Raw genomic sequence first — 25,318 nt, 5'->3', positions numbered from 1 at the left:
GAGACAAAGCGCGGCGCCCCGCTTCCCTCTCGGGAGCGGGGCGCCGTCGTTCTTCGTACGTCAGTCGCGCGCGGTGAGGATCAGAGGCCCGTCCTCGGTGATCGCCACGGTGTGCTCCATATGGGCTCCGCGGGAGCCGTCGGCGCTGCGCAGGGTCCAGCCGTCCGGGTCGGTGAAGATCTCGTCGGTGGTGTGCAGGAACCACGGCTCGATCGCGATGACGAGGCCGGGCTGCAGCTTGAAGCCGCGGCCGGGGCGACCGTCGTTGGCGATGTGCGGGTCGCCGTGCATGGTGCGGCCGACGCCGTGGCCGCCGAACTGGGTGTTGATCTTGAGGCCCTTCGCGCGGGCGACGCTGGCGATCGCGTGGGAGATGTCGCCGACCTTGTTGCCGACGCGCGCGGCGTCGATACCGGCGGCGAGCGCCTGGGTGGTGGTCTCGATCAGGTCGAGGTCCTCTTGGCGGGGCGTACCGACGACGACGGAGAGGGCCGAGTCGGAGACCCAGCCGTCGACGCTGGCCGCGAAGTCCACGCTGAGCAGGTCGCCGTCCTGCAGCTTGTAGTCGAAGGGCAGGCCGTGCAGCACACCGTCGTTGACCGAGGTGCAGAGCACCTTCCCGAACGGCATCGCGCCGAAGCTCGGGTGGTAGTCGATGTAGCAGGACTCCGCGCCGCGGTCCTTGATCATCTTGTGCGCCAGCTCGTCGAGCTCGAGCAGGTTGACGCCCACGGCAGCGTGCTCGCGGAGTGCGGTCAGGACGTCGGCCACGAATCGGCCGGCGGGCTTCATCTGCTCGATCTGGGTCGGGGTGCGCAGTTCGATCACAGGCACAGCGTATCCTGAGAACGGTTCTCACTAGAATTCAGCGATGCGTCAGCAGCGAGCATCGCGCAGCGCGGCCGCCTTCGACGTCAGGAAACGGCGCTCGGCGAGGTTCGTGGCCCGCACCGAGGCCAGATCGTACGCAGCGGCAGCACCGTCCAGGTCGCCGGCGAGCTCCAGCAGATGAGCGCGCACCGCGGGCACCCGTGGATGGTCGGCGAAGCCTCCGGCGCCGTTCTGGGCACAGTCGCGCAGGAGCTCGTCGAGCAGCGCGAGCGCGGGGCCCGGGCCGTCGGCGTACCCGACCGCGACAGCCTTGTTGAGCGTCACGATCGGCCCGGGTGCGACCTTCTCCAGCAACCCGTAGAGCGCGGTGATCTGCAGCCAGTCGGTCCCCTCCGCGGTGGGCGCGCGATTGTGGAGCGCGGCGATGGCGGCCTGGATCTGGTAGGTCCCCGGCCGGCCGGTGCCGATGACGGAGTCGACCAGCGCGACCCCCTCGCGGGTGGCCTCGTGACGCCACCGACTCCGGTCCTGGTCGGCCAGCGGCACCACGGCGCCGTGCGCGTCGATCCGGGCGGGGCGGCGAGCATCGAGCAGCAGCATGAGCGCGAGCAGACCGCCGAGCTCGCCGTGGGCGGTCCCCGTCATCCTGGCGAGCGCGGTGCGGGCGAGGCGGGTCAACCGGATCGCCTCGGCACACAGGTCGACGCGTTGCAGGTGGTCGCCCTCGGTCGCGACGTACCCCTCGTTGAAGAGCAGGTAGAGCACCTTCATCATCGCCGGGATCCGCGCGGCGAGGTCGGCGGAGCCGTCGATCCCGAGCGAGCGTCCCTTGATCGTCGCCTTCGCCCGGGAGATCCGCTGCGCCATCGTCTTCTCCGGGACGAGGTAGGCGTTCGCGATCTCCCGGGTGGTGAGCCCGCCGACCGCCCGCAGGGTCAGCGCCACTGCCGAGGCCGGGGTCAGGCTGGGATGACAGCAGAGCAGGAGTACGTCGAGGGAGTCGTCGATTCCAGAGGCGTTCTGACCCTCGGGCTCGGCGAGATGGTCAGCATGCTCGCGGTCGCGGCGGCGTGACTCGCTGCGCTTGGCATCGATGAGGCGGTGCATCGCGGTGGCGATCAGCCAGCCGCGAGCGTTCTCCGGTACGCCGCGCTCCGGCCAGGTGCGTACCGCCTCGACGAGCGCCTCCTGGACGGCGTCCTCCGCGGCGTCGAAATCCCCGCAGCGCCGGGTGACGACGGCGACGACCTGCGGAGTGAGGTCGCGCAAGAGGTCACCCGGCAGCGCCTCGGTCACTCGATGCTCGCCTCGCCGAAGGCGATCGTGTCGTCGACCGAGGAGCCGTCGGTGCCGTGGTACATCCGGCGCACCTGGATCGGCTGCTCGATCGGCCGCCCGCCCGGGCCCGGAGCCGCGGAGTAGAGACCGGCGATCTCCAGCGCGCGCTCCAGGGTCTCGGCGTCGATGATCATGTAGCCGGCGACCCACTCCTTGAACTCTTGGAACGGCCCGTCGGTGACGGTTCTGTCGGCACCGTCGGAGGTCACCACGAACGCCTGGTCGGGCGGCGTCAGGGCCTCGACGTGCACCAGCTCGCCGGACTCGGTCAGGGCCTTGTTGAGCGCTTCGTAGTAGCTCATGTGGCCCTGCACCTCCTCCGGCTTCCAGCCAGCCATGCCGCCGGGAGTCTCGTCGTTGCCGGCTTGGTAGTCGAGGATCATCAGGTAGCGAGGCATGTTCTCACCCTTCCACTTCGGGCGCTCCTTGTAAGCGCCATTCACGAGGGGAACGGAGCCGGCCGCCCGATAACTACATGCATCGGCGTACGACTTCGACGTAGGTTTCTCGCCGTGCTGAAGGCCTATGACGAGCAGTTGCGAACCGATGCCGAGACCTCCGGGGCGGTGTCGGTGACCCGACACGGACCGCTGCGCCTCGCGACCTTCGGTGGCGGACGAGGATTCATCTCCTACCAGGACCTCGACGGGGCCGACGCAGCCGGTGTCGAGGAGCTGGTCGCCGCCGCGGTCGCGCACTTCGATGCCGACCCGGCGATCGAGGAGGTCGAGTGGAAGACCCGCGGCCACGACCACGCCCCGGGGCTGCACGACACGCTGCTGCGGCACGGCTTCGCGCCCGACGAGCCGGAGTCGATCATGGTCGGCGAGGCTGCGCTTCTGGCCGTCGACGTGCCCCTGCCGGCCGGGATCGGCCTGCGTGCCATCACCAGCGAGCAGGACGTACGCGCCGCCAGCAGCATGCAGGACGGCGTCTTCGGCTCACCCGCCTCGGAGGCTCGGGTCGAGAGCCAGCTGCGAGGCATCGCGGCGGGGGAGAGCGCGATGTGGGTCGCCGAGGCGGACGGCGAGATCGTCAGTGCCGGCCGGATCGACATGGTGCCGGACACGGAGTTCGCCGGCATCTGGGGCGGAGCGACGCTGGAGAAGTGGCGCGGCCGCGGCATCTACCGTGCGCTCACCGCCGCTCGCGCCCGCACCGCCATCGCCCGGGGCAAGCGCTACATCCACAGCGACTCCACCGAGTTCTCCCGGCCGATCCTGGAGCGCTCGGGGCTGGCGAAGGTCGGAACCACGACGCCCTACGTCCGGCGCAGCTCACAGTGATCAGGGAGCGACCGACGCGTCCTGCCCCGAGGTGGCCAGCGACTCGGCGATCCGTCCGCTCGACTTCAGGTCCTCGACCAGCTCGTGCACGAAGCTCACGGTGGCAGGACGATGGTGGCGCGCGACCGCGACGGCCTGGCGGATCTGCATGAACCGCGGCTCGACCAGCCGCAGACCGGGGTCGGCGGCGACATGCCGGCCGAGAGGCTGCCGGATCCCGGCGGCGACCTCGAGCCCGAGCCCACGGAAGGCGTCGATCCCGTCGGCGCCGCGTACGACCTCGGCGTTCTCCAGCGTGCGGGTCAGGAAGAGGTCGTAGGCCGAGCCCTCCTTCACGCCGACCCGAACGCCCGGGCGGTCGACGTCGTCCGCGGTCCGGATCGGGGAGTCGGCCGCGACGGCGTAGACGCCCTCGATGAGGACGTACGGCGCGGTGAACTCGACCTCGGCGGCCCGGGCGGGCTCGACCGCGAGGAAGGCGACGTCGGCGGCGCCGGTCCGCAGTGCTTCGAAGGACTTGCGGGCGGCGTCGAAGCACTGGAAGGAGACCGGTACGCCGAGCCGGCTCGCCAGCTCTCGGGCGATGTCCACGGTGACCCCGCTCGGCGCCTCGGGGGTGCCCTGGGCGAGGACCGGGTTGCCGAGGTTGATCGAGGCGCGCAGGACCCCGGTCGGTGCCAGATCGGCGGCGAACTGGATCGGGTCAGACATCAGGGTCCTTCGGCAGGAGAGTACGGATCGGGTCACCGGCCAGCCAGGCGGCGATGTCCTCGACGGCGCCACCGTAGAACCGGCGGTAGTTGTCCTCGGTGACGTAGCCGAGGTGTGGCGTCGCGACCACGTTCGGGAGGTAACGGAGCACGTCGTCGGCGGGCAGCGGCTCGACGTCGAAGACGTCCAGGCCCGCGCCGGCGATCGTGCCGGAGCCAAGGTGGGCGATGAGCGCGTCGGTGTCGACCAGCCCGGCACGGGAGGTGTTGACGAGGTGGGCGGTCGGCTTCATCGAGGCCAGATCGGCGTCTCCGACGATGTGTCGCGTGGCCTCCGACAGCACGAGATGGAGCGAGACGATGTCGCTGGACTCGAACAGGGTGGCCTTGTCGACCGCGCGCGCCCCGAGCGGCTCGGCGCGCTCGGCGGTGAGGTGCGGGCTCCAGGCGATCACGTCCATCCCGAACGCCTGCCCGACGGCCGCGACCCGGGCCCCGATCTTGCCGAGGCCGAGCAGGCCGAGGGTCCGGCCGTGGAGGTCGCTCCCGACGGTCCGCTGCCAGGTCTGCCCGGTCGCCTCGGTGACGATGTGGCGGGTCAGCGCGTGGATCAGTGCCCAGGTCAGCTCGACCGGCGGATGCGGGCTCGACGGCGTGCCGCACACGGTGATCCCCAGCCGGGCCGCCGCGGCGAGATCGATCGAGGCGTTGCGCATCCCGGTCGTTACCAGCAGCTTCAGGTCGGACAGCCGTTCCAGCACGGCGGCCGGGAACGGCGTACGCTCCCGCATCGCCACCACGATCTCGGCACCGTCGAGCGCCCGGACCAGGGCGTCCGCCCCGAGGTGCTCGGTCAGCGACGTCACCTCGACCCCGTCGAGCGAGCCCCAGGCGGCGTACGTCCTCGCCACGTCCTGATAGTCGTCGAGAATCACGCAGCGCACGTGCAGAGCGTACGAGGTCGGTCAGTAGCGGTTCAGAAGGTGATCGGGAACGAGGTCGAGAAAGGCGGTCAGGTCGGCCAGCCGTGGTTCGAGGTCATCCGGCCGTGCGGGCCCGTCGACGACCATGACCAGCCACGTCCCGTCGAACTGGTAGCGGGCCCTGCTGCGGAGGAGGTGATCGCGCATCTCGTCGTGGAGGACGGCCCTGGAGAACGACGTGCGGGTCGTCTCCACGGCGTACGCGCGCTCGAAGCTGTCGCTGCGGCGCCTCGGCTGCAGGTGCAGCCACGGGTGGAGGTGCTCGAGGTCGAACCCGACCAGATGGAGGGACTCCGTGCGGTAGCGGTAGAGCCCCTGGACCAGGCGTTCCCTCTCGAACGACCTGTGCTCGTAGGAGAGGAACGCCAGGCCGGCGTAGGTGCCGGTGACCACGTTGACCGCCTTCGGCTCGGGGACCGCGGAGTCCATGCGCGTCGGCATCATCTGGAATCTCGCCGGCAGGCCCTCGTCACGACTCGCGTACGTCCAGCCGTGGCTCGCACACAGTGCGACGTACGCGGTGTCGGGGCCGGAGTCCCGAGTGAGCCTGCGCATCCTGACTCCCGTCACCGTCGCGACCACGGCGGCGTAGCTGGTGTACGCAAGCAGTCCTGCGGCCAGGACGTGGACGACCTCGATATCGGCGAGCACGGGTGAGAGTGTGCCGCAGCCTCGGCTGTTGTGGGGCTCGACCGGGTGATCTGCTCAGGGCAGATCTGCTCCCGGCAGAATCGCTGGATCGCGGCTCACGCCTGAGTCAGGCTCGACAGCATGACTCAGACACCAGTGGCGGCCGGGCCGCTCGACGAGCAGCTCACGGCACGACTGCAGAACCAGAGGATCATCGTGCTCGGCCAGGAGGTGGATGACGCGATCGCGAACCGGATCTGCGCGCAGCTGCTCCTGCTCAGCGCCGAGGATCCGCACCGCGACATCTCCCTCTACATCAACTCGCCCGGCGGCTCGGTGACGGCCGGGATGGCGATCTACGACGTGATGCACCTGATCCCCAACGACGTCTCCACGCTGGGGATGGGGATGGCGGCCAGCATGGGGCAGTTCCTGCTCACCGCCGGGACTCCGGGCAAGCGCTACGTCCTGCCGCACACCGAGGTGCTGCTGCACAAGGGGTCCGCGGGGATCGGCGGCTCGGCGGCCGACATCGAGGTGCAGGCCGCGCGGCTGGCGCGGATGACCGAGCAGATGCTCCGGATCACCGCCGCCCACACCGGTCAGAGCGTCGAGCAGATCGACCAGGACTCGCTGCGCGACCGGTGGTTCACCGCCGAGGAGGCGCGCGAGTACGGGTTCGTGGACGAGGTGCTCAACGACGTGCAGTCGGTGACGCCGGTGCAGCAGCGCAGCGTCGCCTTCGGTCTCTCCGCGGCCGGGGGTGCCCGATGAGCTCGTACACGATTCCTTCCGTCATCGAGAAGACCCCACGTGGCGAGCGGGCGCTCGATGTCTACAGTCGCCTGCTCTCGGACCGGATCGTCTACCTCGGTACGCCGATCGACGACGGGGTCGCCAATGTGGTCATCGCGCAGCTGATCCACCTGGAGTCGGACGCGCCCGACAGGCAGATCGAGCTCTATCTCAACTCGCCCGGCGGTGATCCGACCGCGATGCTGGGCATCTACGACACGATGCAGTTCCTGCGTTCCCCGGTGGCGACCACCTGCGTGGGCCAGGCTGCAGGCTCCGCGGCCGTGCTGCTGGCTGCGGGGGAGCCGGGGCGGCGTACGATCCTCCCGCACGCGCGGGTCGTGCTGCAGCAGCCGGGCCAGGACGGTCAGCGGGGCGATGTCACCGACCTGCAGGTCGCGGCGAAGGAGATCGGCCGGGTGCGGGCCGAGATGGACGCGCTGCTGGCGCGCCACACCGGCCACGACACCGACCAGATCCACGCCGACACCGAGCGCGACCTCGTCCTAGGCGCCAAAGAAGCAGTGACGTACGGCTTGGTGGACGCAGTGCTGGAGAGCCGCAAGCTCGCTTCGGTATGACCTGGGTCGACCTGGCCCTCCGGGTCAGGCGGCGAGAGCCATCGGGCCGGACGGGCGGGCGCCCGCGCGCAGTGTGCGGGTGACCCGCTCGGTGAGGTCGACGAGGCCGAGGCCCAGCGCGCCCCCAACCGCCTCGAGCATCTCGGAGCTCGGCTCCTTGCGGCCGCGCTCGATCTCGGAGAGATACTGCGTCGAGACACCGGCATCGTCGGCGACGTCGGCGAGGGTGCGCTCCTGGCGGGACCGCTCCTCGCGGATCACCTGGCCGGCGGCCTCACGCCACAGCGGCGCCGGTTTGTCGCGGTCCGGCAGCGGATGGCCGGGAAACCTGATCACTTCGCCCATGCCAACACACTAGCGCCCCACCCGAGGCCCGGACGGACCGTTCGCGCCGGGCGAACATACCTCTTACCAGGGGTTATATCGGTCGAACGATAGATGACAAGGACTTGCCAGCGAGGCCCGACACTCCGATAGTGGTCGCACAGTTTCGATCTTTGTAGGTCTACTGTGCACGACCAGAGAACTTGTCGAGTCGTTGGTATCACGGGGGAATCGTGTTGCATCGCAAGCAGATCGCCTTGGCTGGAATGGCAACGGGGCTGGCCATGACGAGCATCGGGATTGGTGGCCTGATCGTCGGCAACGCCGGAGCGGAAGAGCCAGGTCATCACTACGCCACGGACGAGTCCGGGGTCAGCCTGATCTCGCCGGTGGCGCCGCTGGAGAAGTCGAAGTCGTCCTCGACGCCGTCGCAGGCTGGTCCTCCCAGCCAGATGGGTCCCGGGAGCGAGGTTCCCGAGGTGGCTGAGCCGGTCCCGGCGAGCCCGCGGTCGGTCGAGGAGTCGGCAGACGGCTACATGCCGCTCCCGGCGCGACCTACTCAGGTGCCGTCGGAGCCGAGGCCGACGGGCAGGCCGACCGAGTCGCCGAGCGAGCCCAGCCAGTCGCCGAGCGATAGCCCCAGTGACCCCAGCGAGTCGCCGAGCGACGACCCCACTGAGTCGCCGAGCGAGCCGACCGAGTCGCCGAGCGAGCCCAGCGAGTCGCCGAGCGAGAGCCCGACCGACTGACCTCGGCTCCTCGAGCACCGGCCGCGATGCCCCCGGGTGGGTAACGCTCGCGGCGGCGCTGCCCTACGCTGTGCGCCACACCATGCGCGGGGCGGGTACAGGGAGTCGAGTTGCAGAGCAAGCAGGTCGCCGTGGCAGGCATCCTGACCGGCGGGGTCATCACCGGTCTCGGGGTGGTCGTCCTCATCGCCGGCTTGGCGCAGGCTGAGCGATCCGATCGTGACCCGGTCACGGGTTATGAGGACGTCGGGAACGTCTATCCCGACGTGGATCCGCTGCCGCCGCCCGGCTCGAAGCCGTCGAAGGAGCCCTACGCCGGCTATTCGTCGCGTCCGCACGGCGCGGCGGACGATCGTGACGGTTCAACGTACGAACCGGGGGAGACCGACCCCTCCACGGCCGGCGGCCCGGACCGGCCGACGGCGTCGCGTGAGCCGGAGGAGCCCGCCGAGACCAGTGGCTCGACTCCCACCTCCAGGCCCACGCCTACGACGGAGCCGGAGCCGACCGCCGAGCCGACCGAGTCGGCCGATCCGTCCACGGATCCGACGCCGACGGAGACCGCGACTCCGACTACGGAGCCGTAGTCACCATCCCCGTTCGCGCCACTCGGCCAGATGGGGACGCTCGGCGCCGAGCGTGGAGTCGTCGCCGTGGCCGGGGTAGAACCAGGTCTCGCCGGGGAGGGTGCCGAAGATGCGCTCCTCGACATCGTCGAGCAGCTGGGTGAAACGTACGGGATCCTGCTGCGTGTTTCCGACGCCGCCCGGGAACAGGCTGTCGCCGGTCCACAGGTGAGGCGTGCCCTCGGGGTCGCGGTAGACGAGAGCGACAGACCCGGGCGTGTGCCCACGCAGCGCGATGACCTCGAGGGTGCAATCGCCGACGGCGACCGTCTCTCCGTGGGAGAGCGTGCGAGAGATGGGTACGCCGGTGGCCTCCGTGATCGCGGCGGCATCGGGCTCCCCGGCGAGCGTGGCGGCGCCGGTTGCGGCGGTCACGTCGGCCAGGGCTCGGTGGTGGTCCCAGTGCTGGTGGGTGGTGACGAGGGTGGCCAGCTCGCCGCCGATGAGGGGGAGCAGGGTCTCCGGCTCGGCGGCGGCGTCGATGAGAAGCTGCTGGCCGGTGGTTCGGCAGCGCAGCAGGTAGCAGTTGTTGGACATCTGCGCGTCGACGGCGACCTTCGTGACGGTCAGTCGGCCGAGCTCGCGTACGTCCGCCGGGCCGCCCGGTTTCACCGCGCCTGTATAAGTGGTAGGGGCATCGCTCATACGCCTATGCAAGCACGTCGGACACGACCAGAAGTAAAATGTCGGTGCTCCGTGAGAGGGTGCCGTCTGGGAGTCTTCCCAGCGTCGTATGATGCGAACATCTGTTCGACGCGGTAGCGCGATGCGATAAGCACTGGACGAGGAAAGAACGTGGCGGAGCAGCAGCTGATCATCCGGGGAGCCCGGGAGCACAACCTCAAGGATGTCTCCCTCGACCTGCCTCGGGACTCGATGATCGTGTTCACCGGCCTGTCCGGAAGCGGTAAGTCGAGCCTCGCGTTCGACACCATCTTCGCGGAGGGCCAGCGGCGCTACGTCGAGTCGCTGTCGGCGTACGCTCGACAGTTCCTCGGCCAGATGGACAAGCCGGACGTCGACTTCATCGAGGGGCTCTCCCCGGCGGTGTCGATCGACCAGAAGTCGACCTCGAAGAACCCGCGCTCGACGGTCGGCACCATCACCGAGGTCTACGACTACCTGCGTCTGCTCTACGCGCGCGCGGGCCGTCCGCACTGCCCGACCTGTGGTGCGCCGATCGAGCGGCAGACGCCGCAGCAGATCGTCGACCACGTGCTCACGCTGGAGGAGGGGCGCCGCTTCCAGGTGCTGAGCCCGGTGATCCGGGCCCGCAAAGGGGAGTACGTCGAGCTCTTCAGCCAGCTGCAGCAGCAGGGGTACTCCCGGGTGCGGGTCGACGGCGAGACCCACCAGCTCGACGCGCCGCCCAAGCTGGAGAAGCAGAAGAAGCACACCATCGAGGTGGTCATCGACCGGCTCGCGGTCAAGGAGTCCTCCAAGCGACGGCTGACCGACTCGGTCGAGACCGCGTTGGAGCTGGCCGGCGGTCTGGTCGTCTTCGACTTCGTCGACACAGGCGAGCAGATGAAGTTCTCCGAGCGGATGTCGTGTCCCAACGACCACCTGCTCGACACCGACGAGCTCGAGCCGCGGTCGTTCTCGTTCAACTCGCCGTTCGGCGCCTGCCCGGCCTGCACGGGCCTCGGCACGCGGATGGAGGTCGACCCCGAGCTGGTCGTCCCCAACCCGGCAGCCACCCTCGCCGAAGGCGCGCTGCAGCCCTGGTCCCAGGCCCACGTCGCCGAATACTTCCTGCGCCTCCTGGAGGCTCTCGGCGGTGAGCTCGGCTTCGACCTGGACACCCCGTGGGACGACATCCCAGCCGCCGGTCAGAAGGCGATCCTCGACGGTCACGGACGCAAGGTGCACGTGGTCTCGGTCAACCGCTACGGCCGCCGCCGTTCCTACGACGCCGAGTTCGAGGGCGTACGCCGCTGGGTGGAGCGCCGCCACAAGGAGGCCGAGTCCGACACCACCCGGGAGCGCTTCGAGGGCTACATGCGCCAGGTGCCGTGCCCGACCTGCAAGGGCACCCGGCTCAAGCCCGTCTCGACCTCGGTGACGCTCGGTGAGCGGAGCGAGGGCGGTCTCAACATCGCCGAGCTGTGCGCGCTGCCGATCAACGAGGCCGCGGAGTGGCTCGACCAGGTCGAGCTCAGCGGCCGGGAGCGGCAGATCGCCGAGCAGGTCCTCAAGGAGATCCAGGCGCGGCTGCGCTTCCTCCTCGACGTCGGCCTCGACTATCTCTCCCTGGAGCGGCCCTCGGGATCGCTCTCCGGCGGTGAGGCCCAGCGGATCCGGCTCGCGACCCAGATCGGCTCCGGTCTGGTCGGCGTCCTCTACGTGCTGGACGAGCCGTCCATCGGCCTCCACCAGCGCGACAACCACCGGCTGATCGAGACCCTCGAGCGGCTCAAGCGGCTCGGCAACACCCTGATCGTCGTCGAGCACGACGAGGACACCATCAAGGTCGCCGACTGGGTCGTCGACATCGGCCCCGGCGCGGGCGAGCACGGCGGACAGGTGATCCACTCCGGCACGGTCGAGGAGCTGCTCGCCAACGAGCAGTCGGTGACCGGTCAGTATCTGGCTGGCCGCCGCGAGATCGCCGTCCCGGCCGTACGCCGCCCCCGCACCGCCGGGCGCGAGCTGACCGTCCACGGGGCCAAGGAGAACAACCTCAAGGACATCGACGTCACCTTCCCGCTGGGGCTCTTCCTCGCGGTCACCGGCGTCTCCGGCTCGGGCAAGTCGACGCTCGTCAACGACATCCTCTACACCGCCCTGGCCAAGGAGTTCTACCGCGCCCGCACGGTTCCGGGCCGGCACACCAAGATCTCCGGCCTGGACAACGTCGACAAGGTGATCCACGTCGACCAGTCCCCGATCGGGCGTACGCCGCGGTCCAACCCGGCCACCTACACCGGTGTCTTCGACCACATCCGCAAGCTCTTCGCCTCCACCCCGGAGGCCAAGATGCGGGGCTACCTGCAGGGCCGGTTCTCGTTCAACGTCAAGGGCGGCCGCTGCGAGGCCTGCTCGGGTGACGGCACGATCAAGATCGAGATGAACTTCCTGCCCGATGTCTACGTCCCGTGCGAGGTCTGCCACGGTGCGCGCTACAACCGCGAGACGCTCGAGGTCCACTACAAGGGCAAGTCGATCGCCGAGGTGCTCGACATGCCGATCGAGGAGGCGGTGGAGTTCTTCGCCGCCGTGCCCGCGATCGCGCGCCACATGAAGACCCTGGTCGAGGTCGGCCTGGGCTACGTGCGGCTGGGGCAGCCCGCGACGACGCTGTCGGGTGGTGAGGCACAGCGGGTCAAGCTCTCCGCCGAGCTGCAGAAGCGCTCGACCGGCAAGACCCTCTACGTCCTCGACGAGCCGACCACCGGCCTCCACTTCGAGGACATCCGCAAGCTCATCGGCGTCCTCTCCTCGCTGGTCGACAAGGGCAACACGGTGCTGGTGATCGAGCACAACCTCGACGTGATCAAGACCGCCGACTGGATCATCGACATGGGTCCGGAGGGCGGCAACCGTGGCGGCACGGTGATCGCCGAGGGCACTCCCGAGACCGTCGCCGCGACCCCTGGCAGCCACACCGGCGGCTTCCTCGCCCCGCTGCTCGACGGCAAGGCCGCCGAGCAGCCGCCTGACAAGCCGGTGAAGGCGAAGGCAGAGCCGGCCAAGAAGACGGCGACCAAGAAGACACCGGCCAAGAAGGCACCGGCGACGCGGAAGAAGGTCAGCGCGTCCTGACCCGAGATCGAGATTTGCCAGAAGGTTTGCGCTCGGCGAGGGACGTGCGTCGCCGGCGCGCCTATTCTGGGCGGCATGAGTGAATCTCGAATCACCCGGCGGAAGGTCGTCACCGGCACCGCGATGACCGCGGTCGGCGTCCCTCTCCTGGCAGCATGCGGCAGCGGTGACGGCGACACCGGCCCCTCGGGTGACGGCGGGTCAGGTGGCAGCGGCCCGCTGGTCGCGACCAGCGAGGTCCCGGTCGGCGGGGGAGTGATCGTCGCCGACCGCAATTTGGTGGCCACCCAGCCGACCGAGGGCACGTTCAAGGTCTTCTCCGCGATCTGCACCCATCGGAGCTGCCCGGTCACGAAGGTCGCCGGCGGCACCATCGACTGCCCGTGTCACGGCAGCCGATTCTCGATCGAGGACGGCTCGGTAACGCAGGGCCCGGCTACGAGTGCACTGGAGGAGGTCGCCTTCGAGGTCACCGACGGCGAGATCGTTCCCAGCTGAGCCACCGCGGCCGAATCCTCACCTGTGGGGTGCGAATCTGTAGTTGTGGCCACCGAGTGGTGAGTTGTGGGTGACGATTGTCGACCTTCGTCACCCACAACTGAGGATTCGGCGGGGCCGATCAGGCGCGTGCGAGCGCCTGTGCCCGCCACAGCTCGTCGCGCGGAGAGCGGCGGCGGTCGAGACGGGCATCGAGAAGGACCCGAGCCTCGTCCCAGCGGTCGGCACGGAGCAGGGCGGCGATGCGGGCCTCCTCGATGATCTCCCGCTGCGCGTCGGAGCCGCCGAGACGGCGGATCGACGGCGCGAGCGCGGCGAGCCGGTCGGCGGCAGCCGAGTTCTCGTCGCGGGCCATCATCCCCAGCGCCTCGGCGAGCGGGGAGACGACCGTGGCCATGGTCGGATGTACGTGCCCGGCGGCCCACGACCTCAGCTCGTCGAGCGCACCGGCGTCACCGGTGGCGAGGTGCGTGACCGCGGTGTGCATGGCCAGGAACGGGGTGGCGGGCCGGATCATCGTCTCGCGGCCGGTGACGCGTACGACCTCGGCGATGTCGGGAACGTCGTGAGCACCCGGCGTGAGCGCCCACCGGAAGAGCAACGAGCCGGAGTCGACCAGCGCACGACAGCCCAGCGCGTGGCCGGGCTGAAGCTGGGTCTCGTAGCGGCGGCGTACGGCTTCCAGGTCGCCCAGCGAGAGCTCGTGCAGCGCGGCGTGCCAGGAGAAGTGGGAGAGCGAGTCGATCTGGGCGCCGTCGCCGAGCACCCACGAGGACATCCAGGTGAGTCCGGCCTCGTGGTCGCCGGTCTCGTAGTGGGCGTGTGCGCGGGCGTGGGCGGAGTGGCCGGCGCTGGGCTCCACCGCCAGCGAGGCACAGGAGAGCGACATCGCGTCGTCGAAGCGCCGCTGCTCCTGGCGTACGAAAGCGAGCAGGCCGGCGAACCACCAGTCGTCACCGTAGGCGGGCCTGGCACGTTCGACGATCGCCCATGCCTCCTCAGGCACCTCGGTGGCCCCGGCGAAGGCGATGGTCGGCACCGCGGTCGAGAGCAGCAGCGCGTCTCGCGGGAAAGCCGCCAGGTGGTCGATCAGTGGCCGCGGATTGCCGCCGATGTGGGCCTCGACCGCGTGCACGTGGCTGCGCTCGCGCTCGGTCGCCCGCCGGGCGTGCAGCCTGGCCTGCTTCAGGCGAGCGCCGACGTCGACGGGCGCGCACATCTCGTGGCCCAGCAGTGCCAGCGCGGCGTGTCCGAGCGCGAACGTCGGGTCGAGGACGATCGAGGCCGCGAAGGAGGCGAGGGCGCCGTCCCGTAGACGAAGCACGTCGAGCAGCCCCTGGGAGTAGGCCAGGGCAGCTTCGTCGCTGGTGGTCAGCGCGTATCCGTAGCGGTCACGACAAGGCACATAACCATACTAGACCACTAGACTTTAAAACCCAGGCCGACGCGGCAGATTTCCCCAGACTCAGGGAGCCGGGAGCTCGCCGGAGCCCCGGGGGATCAGCCGGGCGCCGATGGTGACCGTCTGGGGTGGGCCGGCGGTGTCGCCGGCGATGCGCTGGAAGAGGAGTCGCGCGGCGGCCGCGCCCATCGCCCCGGGATCCTGGGCGACGACCGTGAGTCCCGGCTGGAGGAGGTCACCGAGCTCGACGTCGTCGAACCCGACCAGGGCCAGTCGCGTGGAGCGCCGGGCGAGCTCACGGAGCACGCTGACGGTGGTGCGGCTGTTGCCGCACAGCAGCGCCGTCGCCGGTGACGGTCCGTCGAGCAGCCGGTCCAGTGCGTCGGCGGTCGACGCGGGTGACGGAGGCGCCTGCGTGACGAGATCGTCGGAGAAGGGGATCCCGGCGGCCTCGAGCGCCTCGCGGTAGCCGCGCAGGCGCTCCCCGGCCGTGTAGATCTCCGGCGCGTCGCCGATGAAGCCGATGCGGCGATGTCCGTGAGTGAGCAGATGCTCGACGCCGCGCCGGCTGCCACCGCGGTTGTCGGTGAGGATCATGTCGGCCTCGATGTCCCCGGGCGGCCGGTCGACGAACACGACCGGGATACCGGCCCGCATTTCGGGGAGGAGGTAGGAGTGGCTGGTGCCGGCCGGCACGACGATCAGCCCGTCGACGCGTCGCTCGCAGAACGCGAGAGCTAGCTCGCGCTCCCGGTCGGCGTCCTCGGCCGAGGATCCGGCGAAGACCATCGTCCCGTGCTCCCGGGCGACCTCCTCGACCGCGCGGGACAGGATCGAGTAGAACGGGTCGGCTACGTCCTCGAGCAGCAGTCCGACGGTGCCCGACCGTCCCTGCCGGAGATCGCGTGCGCTGGCGTTGCGCCGGAAGCCGAGCTTGGCGATCGACTCGAGCACTGCCGCGCGTAGGTCGTCGTTGACGTTCGACTCGCCGTTGACCACCCGTGAGACGGTCTTCAGGCTCACCCCGGCCGACGCCGCGACGTCCTTCATGGTCGGGCGGCGCTGCTGACGGGTCTGCTCGGACGAGGGTGATGCCACGTGCTCAGCGTAGACGTCGATCCGAGCGCGACAACGATGTCTCGATTCTTCCCGTGTGTCGGCACAAATCGCGAGGAATCCACAGAGCGCACGCGTAAATCCTTCGACAACGCCGTTGACAACGTTGTCATCTCACGGTTCCATCTGGGATGGCCCCCATGTGAAGGAGATCACACCGATGCATCGTTGGGACGTACCACGCAGAACGAGAGGCCGGGCCCGCCTGGCCGCGATGATCGCCGCGACGGCGGCGCTGATGGCTGCCATGAGCGGCACCGCACCAGCGCTCGCGACGCCGGAGGCACCTGAGCCCTCGGCCCCGAGGAGCAACACCGCCGATCCCCAGCGGGCCGCCGAGGGCGGCGACTGGGCCACCTCCTTCGAGGAGGACGACCCGCAGCCCAGCTGGGCCGACCTCGTCGACACCGATGACGACGGCCACCCACGCACCGCGGGCGTCACCGGACCCGACCCCTTCGGCATCCCCGGCGACATCTCCGAGCACATCACCGGCGTCTCCGCCAGCGGAGAGAACTCCGGCTCGGGCGAGGGGGCCGCCGAGCTCGTCGACGGCGACATCAACACCAAGTGGCTCACCTTCGCGACCACCGGCTGGGTGCAGATCGAGCTCGACCAGCCCGTCAACGTCGTCAGGTACGCCCTCACCTCGGCCAACGACGCCGCCGAACGTGACCCCAAGAACTGGGTGATCCAGGGCTCCACCGACGGCCAGACCTGGACGACCGTCGACACGCGGACCGGCCAGTCCTGGGACGAGCGCTTCCAGACCCGTGAGTTCGAGATCGCCTCGCCGCAGGCGTACTCCCACTACCGCATCGACATCTCCGCCAACCAGAGCGGCGGCATCATCCAGCTCGCCGAGTGGCAGCTCTCCGACGGCTCCGAGCCCCCGCCACCGCTGAAGAACATGACGAGCCACCCCGACGACGGTCCCGCCTCGGCGTACGCCGCGAAGTCGAAGGTCGGCTTCACCGGCGTGCACGCCTTCGAGTACGCCGGCAAGATCACCGCCGACAAGGGCCACTCCTACAACCGCGTCTTCGACGTCGACATCCCGGTCGGCGCCGAGACCGAGCTGTCCTACCTGGTCTTCCCGGAGTTCATCGAGGGCGACCTGAGCTACCCGAGCACCTACACGGCCGTCGACTTGGCGTTCACCGACGGGACCCTGCTCTCGGAGCTCGGCGCGCGCGATGAGCAGGGCTACGTACTGTCCCCGGAGGGCCAGGGCGAGTCGAAGTCGCTCTACACCAACCAGTGGAACAAGAGGACCTCCGTCATCGGCGAGGTCGCCGCGGGCAGGACGATCGACCGGATCCTGGTCGCCGTCGACGCCCCGAGCGGCCCGACGAAGTTCCGTGGCTGGTACGACGACATCGAGATCACCGCATCCCCCGAGGCGCCGGAGGGGACCAGCCGCGTCGACTACGCCGTCACCACCCGTGGCACCCAGTCCAGCGGCAGCTTCTCGCGGGGCAACAACATCCCGGCCACCGCGGTCCCGCACGGCTTCAACTTCTGGGCGCCGATGACCAACGCCGGCTCGTTGTCGTGGTTCTACCGCTACCACCAGGACAACGACGCTCAGAACCGGACCAGCCTGCAGGCGCTGACGCTGAGCCACGAGACCAGCCCGTGGATGGGTGACCGGCAGACCTTCCAGGTGATGCCGTCGGCCGCCGAGGGCGTCCCCGACCCGGGCCGCAACGCGCGTGAGCTCACCTTCGATCACGAGAACGAGACCGCCCGTCCTCACTACTACAAGGTCGGCTTCGACAACGGGCAGAGCGCCGAGATCGCACCGACCGACCATGCGGCCGTCTTCCGCTTCACCTACCCCGGCGACTCCGCGCGGCTGGTGTTCGACAACGTCAACAACGACGGCGGGCTGACCCTCGACCCGGCGGCCGGGACGCTGACCGGGTTCACCGACACCCGCAGCGGCCTGTCCAACGGCGCGACCCGGATGTACGTCTACGCGACCTTCGACCAGCCGGTCACCGGCGGCGGCAAGTACGCTACCGGCGAGCGCCCGAACGTACAGGGCCATCTCGCCTTCGACGCCGGCGCGGACCGGACCGTGACGATGCGCATCGCCACGAGCCTGATCGGCATCGACCAGGCCAAGCGCAACCTCGAGCTCGAGGTCGGCGACGACTCCTTCGACACGGTCAAGGAGAAGGCGAAGGCACTGTGGCAGGACAAGCTCGACGTGCTCGACATCCAGGGTGCGACCGAGGACCAGAAGACGACCGTCTACTCCAACCTCGCCCGGCTCTTCCTCTACCCGAACTCGGGGCATGAGAACACCGGCACCGAGGACGAGCCGGTCTGGAAGCACGCCGTGCAGTCCACCTCCGGTGACACCAACCCGCCGGGCACGACGCCCACTCACACCGGGGCCGAGATCAAGGACGGCAAGGTCTATGTGAACAACGGCTTCTGGGACACCTACCGCACCACCTGGGCGGCCTACTCGCTCCTGGAGCCGAGCCAGGCGGCCGAGATGGTCAACGGCTTCGTGCAGCAGTACAAGGACAACGGTTGGATCTCGCGCTGGTCCTCACCGGGCTACGCCAACCTGATGACCGGCACCAGCTCGGACGTCTCCTTCGCCGACGCGTACGTCAAGGGTGTGGAGGGGATCGACGCCGAGGCCGCCTATGCGGCCGCCGTGAAGAACGCCACCGTCCGGCCGCCGGGCTCCGCGACCAACTCCAACGTCGGTCGCAAGGGCATGCAGACCTCGGTGTTCCTCGGTTACACGCCGGCGGCCGTGAGCGAGGGCGTCTCCTGGGGGCTCGAGGGCTACATCAACGACTACGGCATCGGGAACATGGCCGCGAAGCTCGCCGAGCGTGACGGAATCTCCTCGGCCGAGCGGAAGCGGCTGCGGGAGGAGTCGGAGTACTTCCTCGGCCGGGCCCGCAACTACGTCAACACCTTCGACCCCAAGGTGGGTTTCTTCCAGGGCCGCAACGCCGACGGCACCTTCAAGAAGTCGCCGGCCGACTACAACCCGCTGATCTGGGGGAGCGACCACGACTACACCGAGACCAACGGCTGGAACTTCGCGTTCCACACCCCGCAGGACGGCCAGGGCCTGGCCAACCTCTACGGCGGTCGCGGCGGGCTCGCGAAGAAGCTGGACACGTTCTTCGCGACCCCGGAGACGGGGGAGTACCCGGGGTCCTACGGCGGCATCATCCACGAGATCCGTGAGGCCCGTGACGTACGCATGGGGCAGTGGGGTTTCTCCAACCAGGTCAGCCACCACATCCCGTGGATGTACAGCTACACCGGGCAGCCCTGGAAGACGCAGAAGATCGTCCGCGAGACCCTGCGCCGGATGTACACCGGCTCCGAGATCGGGCAGGGCTACGCCGGCGATGAGGACAACGGCGAGACCTCGGCGTGGTACCTCTTCGCCGCCCTCGGCCTCTACCCGCTCCAGATGGGCAGCGAGAACCTCGTGCTCGGCTCGCCGCAGTTCACCAAGGCCACCCTCCACCTCGAGGGCGGCAAGGACCTGGTGATCAAGGCACCGAAGAACAGCAACGAGAACATCTACGTCCAGGGCGTCAGGATCGACGGCAAGACCTGGGACAAGACGTACGTCTCCCACCAGGAGCTCGCCGACGGCGGCACCATCGAGTTCGACATGGGCTCGAAGCCGTCGCGCTGGGGCACCTCGCCCAACGCCGTCCCGCCCTCGCTGACCACTGGCTCGGAGCCGGCAACGCCGATCGCCGACAAGTCCGGTGCGGGCAAGGGCACGGTCTCGGCCAGTGGCAACGATGGCGAGAGACTGGTGGACAACGACTCCGGGACCCAGACGACCGTGGCCGGTGACGGCTGGGTGGAGTACCGGTTCTCCGGGACCAGGGTGCCGGTCTCCTTCTACACCCTCACCAACGGCGCCGACGGCCGCTCGCCGAGCGGCTGGGTCGTCAAGGGGTCCAACGACGGCACCGACTGGAAGGTCCTCGACCGGCGCTCGGGTGAGGAGTTCGCCTGGCAGCAGGCCACCCGGCCGTTCAAGCTCGAGTCGGAGTCGAGGTTCAACCGGATCCGGATCGAGTTCACCGGTACGTCCGGCGAGCCGATCACGCTCTCGGAGGTGGAGTTGCTGGGCTAGCCCGTCGGGTGAGCTGATGCCCGGCCCACACCGGTCGGGCATCAGCCGATCCTCGACGGAATCCCAGCGCGCGGCCGGTTGCGGACGGCCACCACGTCTGGGGACGTTATCGTGCTGACGTGCGGCAGCGTCATCTCGAGACGGCGAGCCGGTGCGTGACACCGGTCAGCCTCCCCGGGGCTACCCCGGGGGTCACCGGTACGTCCGGGCACGGCACCGCGCGCGACAGGCTGCGCTCCGCTGCAGGTCGCCGCGCGCACGACGGGACAGGTCGAGCAGCGCTGCCGCACTCCAGCGGTGCTCATGGCCCCTGGCCGCCGCGGTGAGAGCCGACTTGGCGCGGGCGTTGGCGGCGGGCTTCCTGGCGGGGGAGTGGACCCGCGACGGCCTGGTCGCGAGCGGCGCGGTCGTCCTCGGGCGACGCCTGGCCTGGCTGCGCTCCTTGGCGACGCAGGCGCTCGAGCTCTATCCCCGGCCGCCCCACGACCGGCCGCGCGAGCTCGCCATGGTCCTGCGCAGCCTGCCAGCAGCCGACAAGGCGGTAGCCGTCGGCCCGGTCACCCAGCCGGTGGCAGGGACCCGGATGGTCACCAACCGTTGGGCCCTGCCTGGGCTCGACGACTTGGCTTCGGTCGCTGCCTTCCTCGACGTGACCGCAGCCGAGCTGGACTGGTTCGCCGACCTGCGGCGCTGGGCCCGAGCCGCCGACGAGCCCCGGCTCCAGCACTACCGGATCAGCCACCGGACCGCTCCGAGCGGCGCGATCCGCGTGCTCGAGGCACCCAAGCCCCGGCTGCGGGCCATCCAGCGGCTGCTCCTGGACCGGATCGTCTCGCGGATCCCGCCGCACGATGCGGCTCGTGGCTTCCGGCCGGGTGGATCGGTGAGGTCGTACGCCGTACCGCATGCCGGCCGGCCGATCGTCCTGCGCCTGGATCTGGAGGCGTTCTTCGCCAGCGTGAGCGTCTCTCGGGTCTATGGCACTTGGCGCACGGCGGGCTATCCCGAACCGGTCGCGCACTGCCTGGCCGGACTGACCACCTGCGTACTGCCGCGTGGGGCCTGGCGAGCGGTCCCGCGCCCCGCAGAGGAAGAGCTTCTAGATGCCCACTGGCGGCTCGGCCGCCGGCTGGCCGCACCCCATCTGCCCCAGGGTGCACCGACGTCGCCCGCACTGGCCAACCTCACCGCGTACGGCCTCGATGTCCGACTCACCGCTCTCGCCCGCTCATGGGGCGGCCGCTACACCCGGTACGCCGACGACCTGGCGTTCTCGGGGGAGGCCGGCTGGGGGCATGGCACCTCGCGGTTGCTCGACGCGATCGAGGAGATCGTGCGTGATGAGGGTTTCCGGCTCAACCCGCGCAAGACCGGCGTGATGCCACGCGGTGGCCGTCAGCGGTTGGCCGGGCTGGTCGTGAACGATCGACCCCGCGTGCCACGTGAGGATGTCGACCTTCTCCGCGCGATCCTCCATAACTGCCGCCGCCATGGCCCGAGCACACAGAACCGCGACCAGGTCCCGGCGTTCGAGGAGCATCTGCGCGGCCGTGTCTCCTGGGTGGCCCAGCACGATCCCGTACGCGGCGCCCGGCTGCTGGCCGAGCTCGACGCGATCGACTGGAGCCGCTGACAGGTACGGCCCGCCGGGCGCGGTTCGAGTGTCGGTGCCCGCCGATAGGCTGACGGCGTGCCCGATCCGCAGAGCTATCGCCCCCGAGCTGGAGACATCCCCACCCAGCCAGGGGTCTACCGGTTCCGCGACCCCAAGGGGCGGGTGATCTATGTCGGCAAGGCGATCAACCTGCGCCAGCGGCTCGCGAACTACTTCCAGCCGATCCCGTCGCTCCACCCGCGCACGGCGACGATGGTCACCACCGCGGCGAGTGTCGAGTGGACGACGGTCAACAACGACATCGAGGCGCTCCAGCTCGAATACACCTGGATCAAGGAGTTCGACCCGCGGTTCAACGTCAAGTACCGCGACGACAAGTCCTACCCGTGGCTCGCGGTCACCGTCGGCGAGGAGTTCCCGCGGGTCATGGTCGGTCGCGGGGCCAAGCGCAAGGGCACCAGATACTTCGGCCCCTACGGCCACGCCTGGGCGATCCGCGAGACCGTCGACATCCTGCTGCGGGTCTTCCCGATGCGCTCGTGCAGCAACGGCGTCTTCAAGCGCTCGCAGCAGATCGGCCGTCCCTGCCTGCTCGGCTACATCGACAAGTGCACCGCCCCGTGCGTCGGCAACATCTCCGCCGAGGAGCACCGCGAGATCGTCGACGACTTCTGCGACTTCATGGCCGGCCACACCACGACCTTCACCAAGCGGATCGAGAAGGAGATGTACGCCGCGTCCGAGGCCCTCGACTTCGAGAAGGCCGCGCGGCTGCGTGACGATCTCGCCGCGATGCAGCGTGCCCTGGAGAAGCAGGCGGTGGTGCTCGGCGACGGTGCCGACGCCGACGTGATCGCCCTGGCCGAGGACCCGCTCGAGGTCGGCGTGCAGATCTTCTACGTACGCGGTGGCCGCATCAAGGGCCAGCGCGGCTGGGTCGCGGACCGGATGGACGACGCCGACACCGCCGGCCTGGTCGAGCATTTCCTGCTCCAGCTCTACGCCGGCGAGGATGCGGAGGCGATCCCGCGCGAGATCCTCGTCCCGGCGCTCCCGCCCGACCACGAGACCTTCGAGGACCTGCTCTCGGACGTACGGAAGGCGAAGGTCAGGATCCGGGTCCCGCAGCGCGGCGACAAGAAGACGCTCCAGGAGACCGTCGCCAACAACGCCAAGCAGGCGCTCGCGCTCCACAAGACCAAGCGCGCCAGCGATCTGACCATCCGCAACCGGGCGCTCGAGGAGATCCAGGAGGCGCTCGAGCTCGACGAGGTGCCGCTCCGCATCGAGTGCTACGACATCTCCCACCTGCAGGGCACCGAGATCGTGGCCAGCATGGTGGTCTTCGAGGACGGCCTCGCCCGCAAGTCCGAATACCGCCGGTTCATCATCAAGGGCCAGGACGGCTCCGACGACGTCAAGGCGATGCACGAGGTGATCACCCGGCGGTTCAAGCGGCTTCTCGACGAGCAGTCGACGTCGATCGTCTCGACCGAGGTCGAGGGGGCCAGCGGTCCGATGCTGGTCGACCCGGAGACCGGCCGGCCTCGCAAGTTCGCCTATGCCCCCGGCCTGGTCGTCGTCGACGGCGGCGCGCCCCAGGTGGCGGCCGCGCAGCGCGCCCTGGCCGAGCTCGGCATCGACGACATCCCGGTCGTCGGCCTGGCCAAGCGGCTCGAGGAGGTCTGGGTCCCCGACGAGGAGGACCCGGTGATCCTGCCGCGCAGCTCCGAGGGGCTCTACCTGCTGCAGCGGGTCCGCGACGAGGCACACCGGTTCGCGATCACCCACCACCGCGGCCGCCGGTCGAAGTCCATGGTGGAGAGCCTGCTCGACGACGTACCCGGCCTCGGCGAGGTGCGCCGCAAGACGCTGATGAAGCACTTCGGCTCGCTCAAGAAGCTCAAGGCGGCGACCGTGGAGGAGATCGCTCAGGTGCCCGGCATCGGCCCCGGCACCGCGACAGCGATCAAGACCGCTGTGGAGCAGACCGCGAAGAATGGCAAGGTTAGCGCCATCAACGTCACCACCGGCGAGATCATCGAGGAGTAGGTCATGCACAAGGGGGAGGTCGTCGTCATCACCGGCATGACCGGTGCCGGGCGGAGCACCGCCGCCAAGGAGTTGGAGGACCTCGGCTACTACGTCGTCGACAACCTGCCGCCGAGCCTGCTCCCGCAGGTGGTCGAGCGGGTCGACGCGGCCCGCGGCCCGGAGCAGCCGGTGGCGGTCGTGACCGACGTACGTTCGGGGTCCTTCTTCGCCGAGCTCGAGGAGATCGTTGCGAAGGGAGCCACCGGGCGGCGTACGACGCTGGTCTTCCTCGACGCCGCCGACGACACCCTGGTACGCCGTCAGGAGGCCGCGCGGCGGCCGCACCCGATGCAGCGGGGCAACGAGCGGCTGCTGGACGCGCTCGAGCGGGAGCGGGTCGTGCTGGCCAACCTGCGTGGTGCCGCCGACCTCGTCATCGACACCACCCAGCTCAACGTGCACCAGCTCACCGCGAGGATCGCGGAGGCGTTCGGCACTCCGGAGCGCACCACCCTGAAGGTGTCGGTGGTGAGCTTCGGGTTCAAGTACGGGATCCCGGTTGACGCCGACTTCATGGCCGACATGCGTTTCCTGCCCAACCCGCACTGGGTGCCGGAGCTGAAGGACGGCAACGGACGCGACAACCCCGACGTCGCCGCCTACGTCTACTCACGCCCTGGTGCGGAGGAGTTCCTGAGCGGGTATGTTCCGGTGCTCATCGGAGTGACCAAGGGCTATCTCCACGAAGGAAAGAGGTTCATGCGCGTGGCGATCGGGTGCACGGGCGGCAAGCACCGCAGCGTGGCGATGGCGGAGGAGATCTCCAGGCGGCTGCGAGATGCCGGCCTGGATGCTAAGGCGATCCACCGAGACCTCGGGCGGGAGTGAGAGTGGCCGGGGCCGACCGACCCGGGGCAGATGCCCAGGCCGTCGTCGCCCTGGGGGGAGGGCACGGACTGCATGCGTCGTTGAGCGCGCTGCGGCTGCTGGTCGACGACCTGACCGTCGACCAGCTCACGGCGATCGTGACGGTCGCAGACAACGGCGGCTCCAGCGGCCGGCTCCGACGGGAGTTCGGCGTGCTCCCGCCGGGCGACCTGCGGATGGCGCTCGCCGCGCTGTGCGGCGCGGACCGCTGGGACGACACCTGGGCGCAGGTGCTGCAGCACCGCTTCGCCGGCGAGGGCGAGATGCGCGGCCACAATCTTGGCAACCTGCTGATCGTGGGCCTGTGGGAGCAGCTCGGCGACCACGTCGAGGCCCTCGACTGGGTCGGCCGCCTGCTGGGCGCCAAGGGCCGGGTCCTGCCGATGGCGCTGGTGCCGATGGACATCGTCGCCGAGGTACGCGGCCTGGTGCTCGAGTCTCCCGAGGCCCTCACCTCGGTGCAGGGCCAGGTCGAGGTCGCCAGCACCGACGGGATCATCGAGTCGATCCGGCTGATCCCGGACAACCCTCCTGCCGCGCCCGACGCGGTCAAGGCGATCCGCGAGGCGGAGTGGGTGTTCCTGGGTCCAGGATCATGGTTCACCTCGGTGCTGCCACACCTCATGGTCCGCGCGCTGCGTGAGGCCCTGGTCGCGACCTCCGCGAAGATCGTCGTCGTGCTCAACCTCGGCGAGCAGCCGGGGGAGACGACCGGCTTCGGCCCTGCCGAGCACCTCTCGGTCCTCCTCGAGCACGCCCCCGACCTCCGCATCCACACCGTCCTTGTCGACTCCTCCCTCGACGGCCTCGAAGAGCTGTCGCGAGTGGCCGAGAAATGCGGTGCGCAGGTCGAGGTCGCCGATGTGGCCGTCGGCGACGGGACTCCTCGCCACGACCCGGAGCGGCTTGCCGCTGCGTACGCGAGGGTGATCGGGGCGGGTTAGCGCGGCCTCTGACGTGGAACCGA

Annotated in this window: 22 protein-coding genes; 12 read left to right on the top strand and 10 right to left on the bottom strand. The window is 69.6% G+C overall.

Annotation, left to right across the window (positions count from 1 at the left end):
• Window positions 1-60: 60 nt before the first annotated feature.
• The 3 genes from map to ACIO3S_RS13900 are packed head-to-tail and all read right to left on the bottom strand — an operon-like array spanning window position 61 to window position 2,567.
• Window positions 61-828, bottom strand: coding sequence for a type I methionyl aminopeptidase (map, locus tag ACIO3S_RS13910; protein WP_355227830.1), 768 nt, complete (start codon window positions 826-828; stop codon window positions 61-63).
• 48 nt (window positions 829-876) lie between these two features.
• Window positions 877-2,127 (bottom strand): RNA polymerase sigma factor, encoded by a 1,251-nt coding sequence (locus tag ACIO3S_RS13905; RefSeq protein WP_400464355.1) that lies wholly within the window; start codon window positions 2,125-2,127, stop codon window positions 877-879.
• Entirely contained in the window at window positions 2,124-2,567 is a 444-nt protein-coding gene (locus ACIO3S_RS13900; RefSeq protein ID WP_400464353.1) for a YciI family protein, read from the bottom strand. The genes ACIO3S_RS13905 and ACIO3S_RS13900 overlap by 4 nt, the downstream gene beginning before the upstream one ends.
• 114 nt (window positions 2,568-2,681) lie before the next feature.
• Between ACIO3S_RS13900 and ACIO3S_RS13895 the strand changes: the two genes are divergently transcribed.
• Complete coding sequence (locus ACIO3S_RS13895; protein WP_400464350.1) at window positions 2,682-3,455, top strand: GNAT family N-acetyltransferase; 774 nt, start codon at window positions 2,682-2,684, stop codon at window positions 3,453-3,455.
• Here the strand turns inward: ACIO3S_RS13895 and ACIO3S_RS13890 are convergent, their stop codons facing one another.
• The 3 genes from ACIO3S_RS13890 to ACIO3S_RS13880 are packed head-to-tail and all read right to left on the bottom strand — an operon-like array spanning window position 3,456 to window position 5,799.
• A complete protein-coding gene (locus ACIO3S_RS13890; protein WP_400464347.1) occupies window positions 3,456-4,166 on the bottom strand; it encodes a transporter substrate-binding domain-containing protein in 711 nt (236 codons plus the stop codon). It abuts the gene before it with no gap.
• Entirely contained in the window at window positions 4,159-5,109 is a 951-nt protein-coding gene (locus ACIO3S_RS13885) for a D-2-hydroxyacid dehydrogenase family protein (RefSeq protein WP_400464344.1), read from the bottom strand. The genes ACIO3S_RS13890 and ACIO3S_RS13885 overlap by 8 nt, the downstream gene beginning before the upstream one ends.
• A gap of 21 nt (window positions 5,110-5,130) precedes the next feature.
• A complete protein-coding gene (locus ACIO3S_RS13880; protein ID WP_400464341.1) occupies window positions 5,131-5,799 on the bottom strand; it encodes a hypothetical protein in 669 nt (222 codons plus the stop codon).
• 120 nt (window positions 5,800-5,919) lie between these two features.
• Here ACIO3S_RS13880 and ACIO3S_RS13875 point away from each other — a divergent pair, with 120 nt between their 5' ends.
• Both ACIO3S_RS13875 and ACIO3S_RS13870 read left to right on the top strand, forming a co-directional pair.
• Window positions 5,920-6,552, top strand: coding sequence for a ClpP family protease (locus ACIO3S_RS13875; RefSeq protein WP_400464338.1), 633 nt, complete (start codon window positions 5,920-5,922; stop codon window positions 6,550-6,552).
• Window positions 6,549-7,154 carry a ClpP family protease gene (locus ACIO3S_RS13870; RefSeq protein ID WP_400464335.1) on the top strand — a complete coding sequence of 202 codons (606 nt, stop codon included), beginning with the start codon at window positions 6,549-6,551 and terminating at the stop codon, window positions 7,152-7,154. Before ACIO3S_RS13875 ends, ACIO3S_RS13870 begins: the two co-directional genes overlap by 4 nt.
• Before the next feature lie 24 nt (window positions 7,155-7,178).
• Here the strand turns inward: ACIO3S_RS13870 and ACIO3S_RS13865 are convergent, their stop codons facing one another.
• Window positions 7,179-7,499: a helix-turn-helix domain-containing protein gene (locus ACIO3S_RS13865; protein ID WP_400464332.1), complete on the bottom strand. Its 321-nt coding sequence runs from the start codon at window positions 7,497-7,499 to the stop codon at window positions 7,179-7,181.
• Window positions 7,500-7,762: 263 nt separating this feature from the next.
• On the opposite strand from ACIO3S_RS13865, the gene ACIO3S_RS13860 reads away from it, so the two are divergent.
• The gene (locus ACIO3S_RS13860; protein WP_400464329.1) at window positions 7,763-8,227 is read left to right on the top strand and encodes a hypothetical protein; all 465 of its coding nucleotides are present in this window, start codon (window positions 7,763-7,765) and stop codon (window positions 8,225-8,227) included.
• A 110-nt stretch (window positions 8,228-8,337) separates the two neighbouring features.
• The gene (locus tag ACIO3S_RS13855; RefSeq protein WP_400464326.1) at window positions 8,338-8,814 is read left to right on the top strand and encodes a hypothetical protein; all 477 of its coding nucleotides are present in this window, start codon (window positions 8,338-8,340) and stop codon (window positions 8,812-8,814) included.
• On the opposite strand, the gene ACIO3S_RS13850 is transcribed toward ACIO3S_RS13855, so the two are convergent.
• A complete protein-coding gene (locus ACIO3S_RS13850; protein WP_400464323.1) occupies window positions 8,815-9,498 on the bottom strand; it encodes an MBL fold metallo-hydrolase in 684 nt (227 codons plus the stop codon).
• 150 nt (window positions 9,499-9,648) lie between these two features.
• Between ACIO3S_RS13850 and uvrA the strand changes: the two genes are divergently transcribed.
• Window positions 9,649-12,618, top strand: a complete 2,970-nt coding sequence (gene uvrA / locus ACIO3S_RS13845; protein ID WP_400464320.1) for an excinuclease ABC subunit UvrA — start codon at window positions 9,649-9,651, stop codon at window positions 12,616-12,618.
• Between the two features lie 75 nt (window positions 12,619-12,693).
• The gene (locus ACIO3S_RS13840; RefSeq protein WP_400464317.1) at window positions 12,694-13,116 is read left to right on the top strand and encodes a Rieske (2Fe-2S) protein; all 423 of its coding nucleotides are present in this window, start codon (window positions 12,694-12,696) and stop codon (window positions 13,114-13,116) included.
• Window positions 13,117-13,237: 121 nt separating this feature from the next.
• On the opposite strand, the gene ACIO3S_RS13835 is transcribed toward ACIO3S_RS13840, so the two are convergent.
• On the bottom strand, window positions 13,238-14,521 hold the full coding sequence (locus ACIO3S_RS13835) for a pyridine nucleotide-disulfide oxidoreductase (RefSeq protein ID WP_400464314.1): 1,284 nt from the start codon (window positions 14,519-14,521) through the stop codon (window positions 13,238-13,240).
• Window positions 14,522-14,581: 60 nt separating this feature from the next.
• Entirely contained in the window at window positions 14,582-15,616 is a 1,035-nt protein-coding gene (locus ACIO3S_RS13830) for a LacI family DNA-binding transcriptional regulator (protein ID WP_400464311.1), read from the bottom strand.
• A gap of 232 nt (window positions 15,617-15,848) precedes the next feature.
• Here ACIO3S_RS13830 and ACIO3S_RS13825 point away from each other — a divergent pair, with 232 nt between their 5' ends.
• From ACIO3S_RS13825 to yvcK, 5 genes are all read left to right on the top strand, one after another.
• The gene (locus ACIO3S_RS13825) at window positions 15,849-19,775 is read left to right on the top strand and encodes a GH92 family glycosyl hydrolase (protein ID WP_400464308.1); all 3,927 of its coding nucleotides are present in this window, start codon (window positions 15,849-15,851) and stop codon (window positions 19,773-19,775) included.
• Between the two features lie 322 nt (window positions 19,776-20,097).
• Window positions 20,098-21,408, top strand: a complete 1,311-nt coding sequence (locus ACIO3S_RS13820) for a reverse transcriptase family protein (protein ID WP_400464305.1) — start codon at window positions 20,098-20,100, stop codon at window positions 21,406-21,408.
• Window positions 21,409-21,465: 57 nt separating this feature from the next.
• Window positions 21,466-23,442 (top strand): excinuclease ABC subunit UvrC, encoded by a 1,977-nt coding sequence (gene uvrC, locus ACIO3S_RS13815; RefSeq protein ID WP_400464302.1) that lies wholly within the window; start codon window positions 21,466-21,468, stop codon window positions 23,440-23,442.
• Window positions 23,443-23,445: 3 nt separating this feature from the next.
• The gene (gene rapZ, locus ACIO3S_RS13810) at window positions 23,446-24,312 is read left to right on the top strand and encodes an RNase adapter RapZ (RefSeq protein ID WP_091041005.1); all 867 of its coding nucleotides are present in this window, start codon (window positions 23,446-23,448) and stop codon (window positions 24,310-24,312) included.
• Between the two features lie 2 nt (window positions 24,313-24,314).
• Complete coding sequence (yvcK, locus tag ACIO3S_RS13805; protein ID WP_400464298.1) at window positions 24,315-25,295, top strand: uridine diphosphate-N-acetylglucosamine-binding protein YvcK; 981 nt, start codon at window positions 24,315-24,317, stop codon at window positions 25,293-25,295.
• Window positions 25,296-25,318: the final 23 nt, after the last annotated feature.

Source organism: Nocardioides sp. NPDC087217, assembly GCF_044744805.1.
Taxonomy (GTDB): Bacteria; Actinomycetota; Actinomycetes; order Propionibacteriales; family Nocardioidaceae; genus Nocardioides.
The sequence above is the reverse complement of the archived record's forward strand: the minus strand, read 5'-3'. Positions and strand labels throughout refer to the sequence as shown.

Bases quoted from the DNA above. Each gene is read 5' to 3' on its own strand.
- ACIO3S_RS13900 (WP_400464353.1), bottom strand. From the start codon at position 2,567: ATGCCTCGCTACCTGATGATCCTCGACTACCAAGCCGGCAACGACGAG.
- ACIO3S_RS13890 (WP_400464347.1), bottom strand. From the start codon at position 4,166: ATGTCTGACCCGATCCAGTTCGCCGCCGATCTGGCACCGACCGGGGTC.
- ACIO3S_RS13875 (WP_400464338.1), top strand. From the start codon at position 5,920: ATGACTCAGACACCAGTGGCGGCCGGGCCGCTCGACGAGCAGCTCACG.
- ACIO3S_RS13870 (WP_400464335.1), top strand. From the start codon at position 6,549: ATGAGCTCGTACACGATTCCTTCCGTCATCGAGAAGACCCCACGTGGC.
- ACIO3S_RS13865 (WP_400464332.1), bottom strand. From the start codon at position 7,499: ATGGGCGAAGTGATCAGGTTTCCCGGCCATCCGCTGCCGGACCGCGAC.
- ACIO3S_RS13860 (WP_400464329.1), top strand. From the start codon at position 7,763: ATGACGAGCATCGGGATTGGTGGCCTGATCGTCGGCAACGCCGGAGCG.
- ACIO3S_RS13850 (WP_400464323.1), bottom strand. From the start codon at position 9,498: ATGAGCGATGCCCCTACCACTTATACAGGCGCGGTGAAACCGGGCGGC.
- ACIO3S_RS13840 (WP_400464317.1), top strand. From the start codon at position 12,694: ATGAGTGAATCTCGAATCACCCGGCGGAAGGTCGTCACCGGCACCGCG.
- ACIO3S_RS13825 (WP_400464308.1), top strand. From the start codon at position 15,849: ATGATCGCCGCGACGGCGGCGCTGATGGCTGCCATGAGCGGCACCGCA.
- rapZ (WP_091041005.1), top strand. From the start codon at position 23,446: ATGCACAAGGGGGAGGTCGTCGTCATCACCGGCATGACCGGTGCCGGG.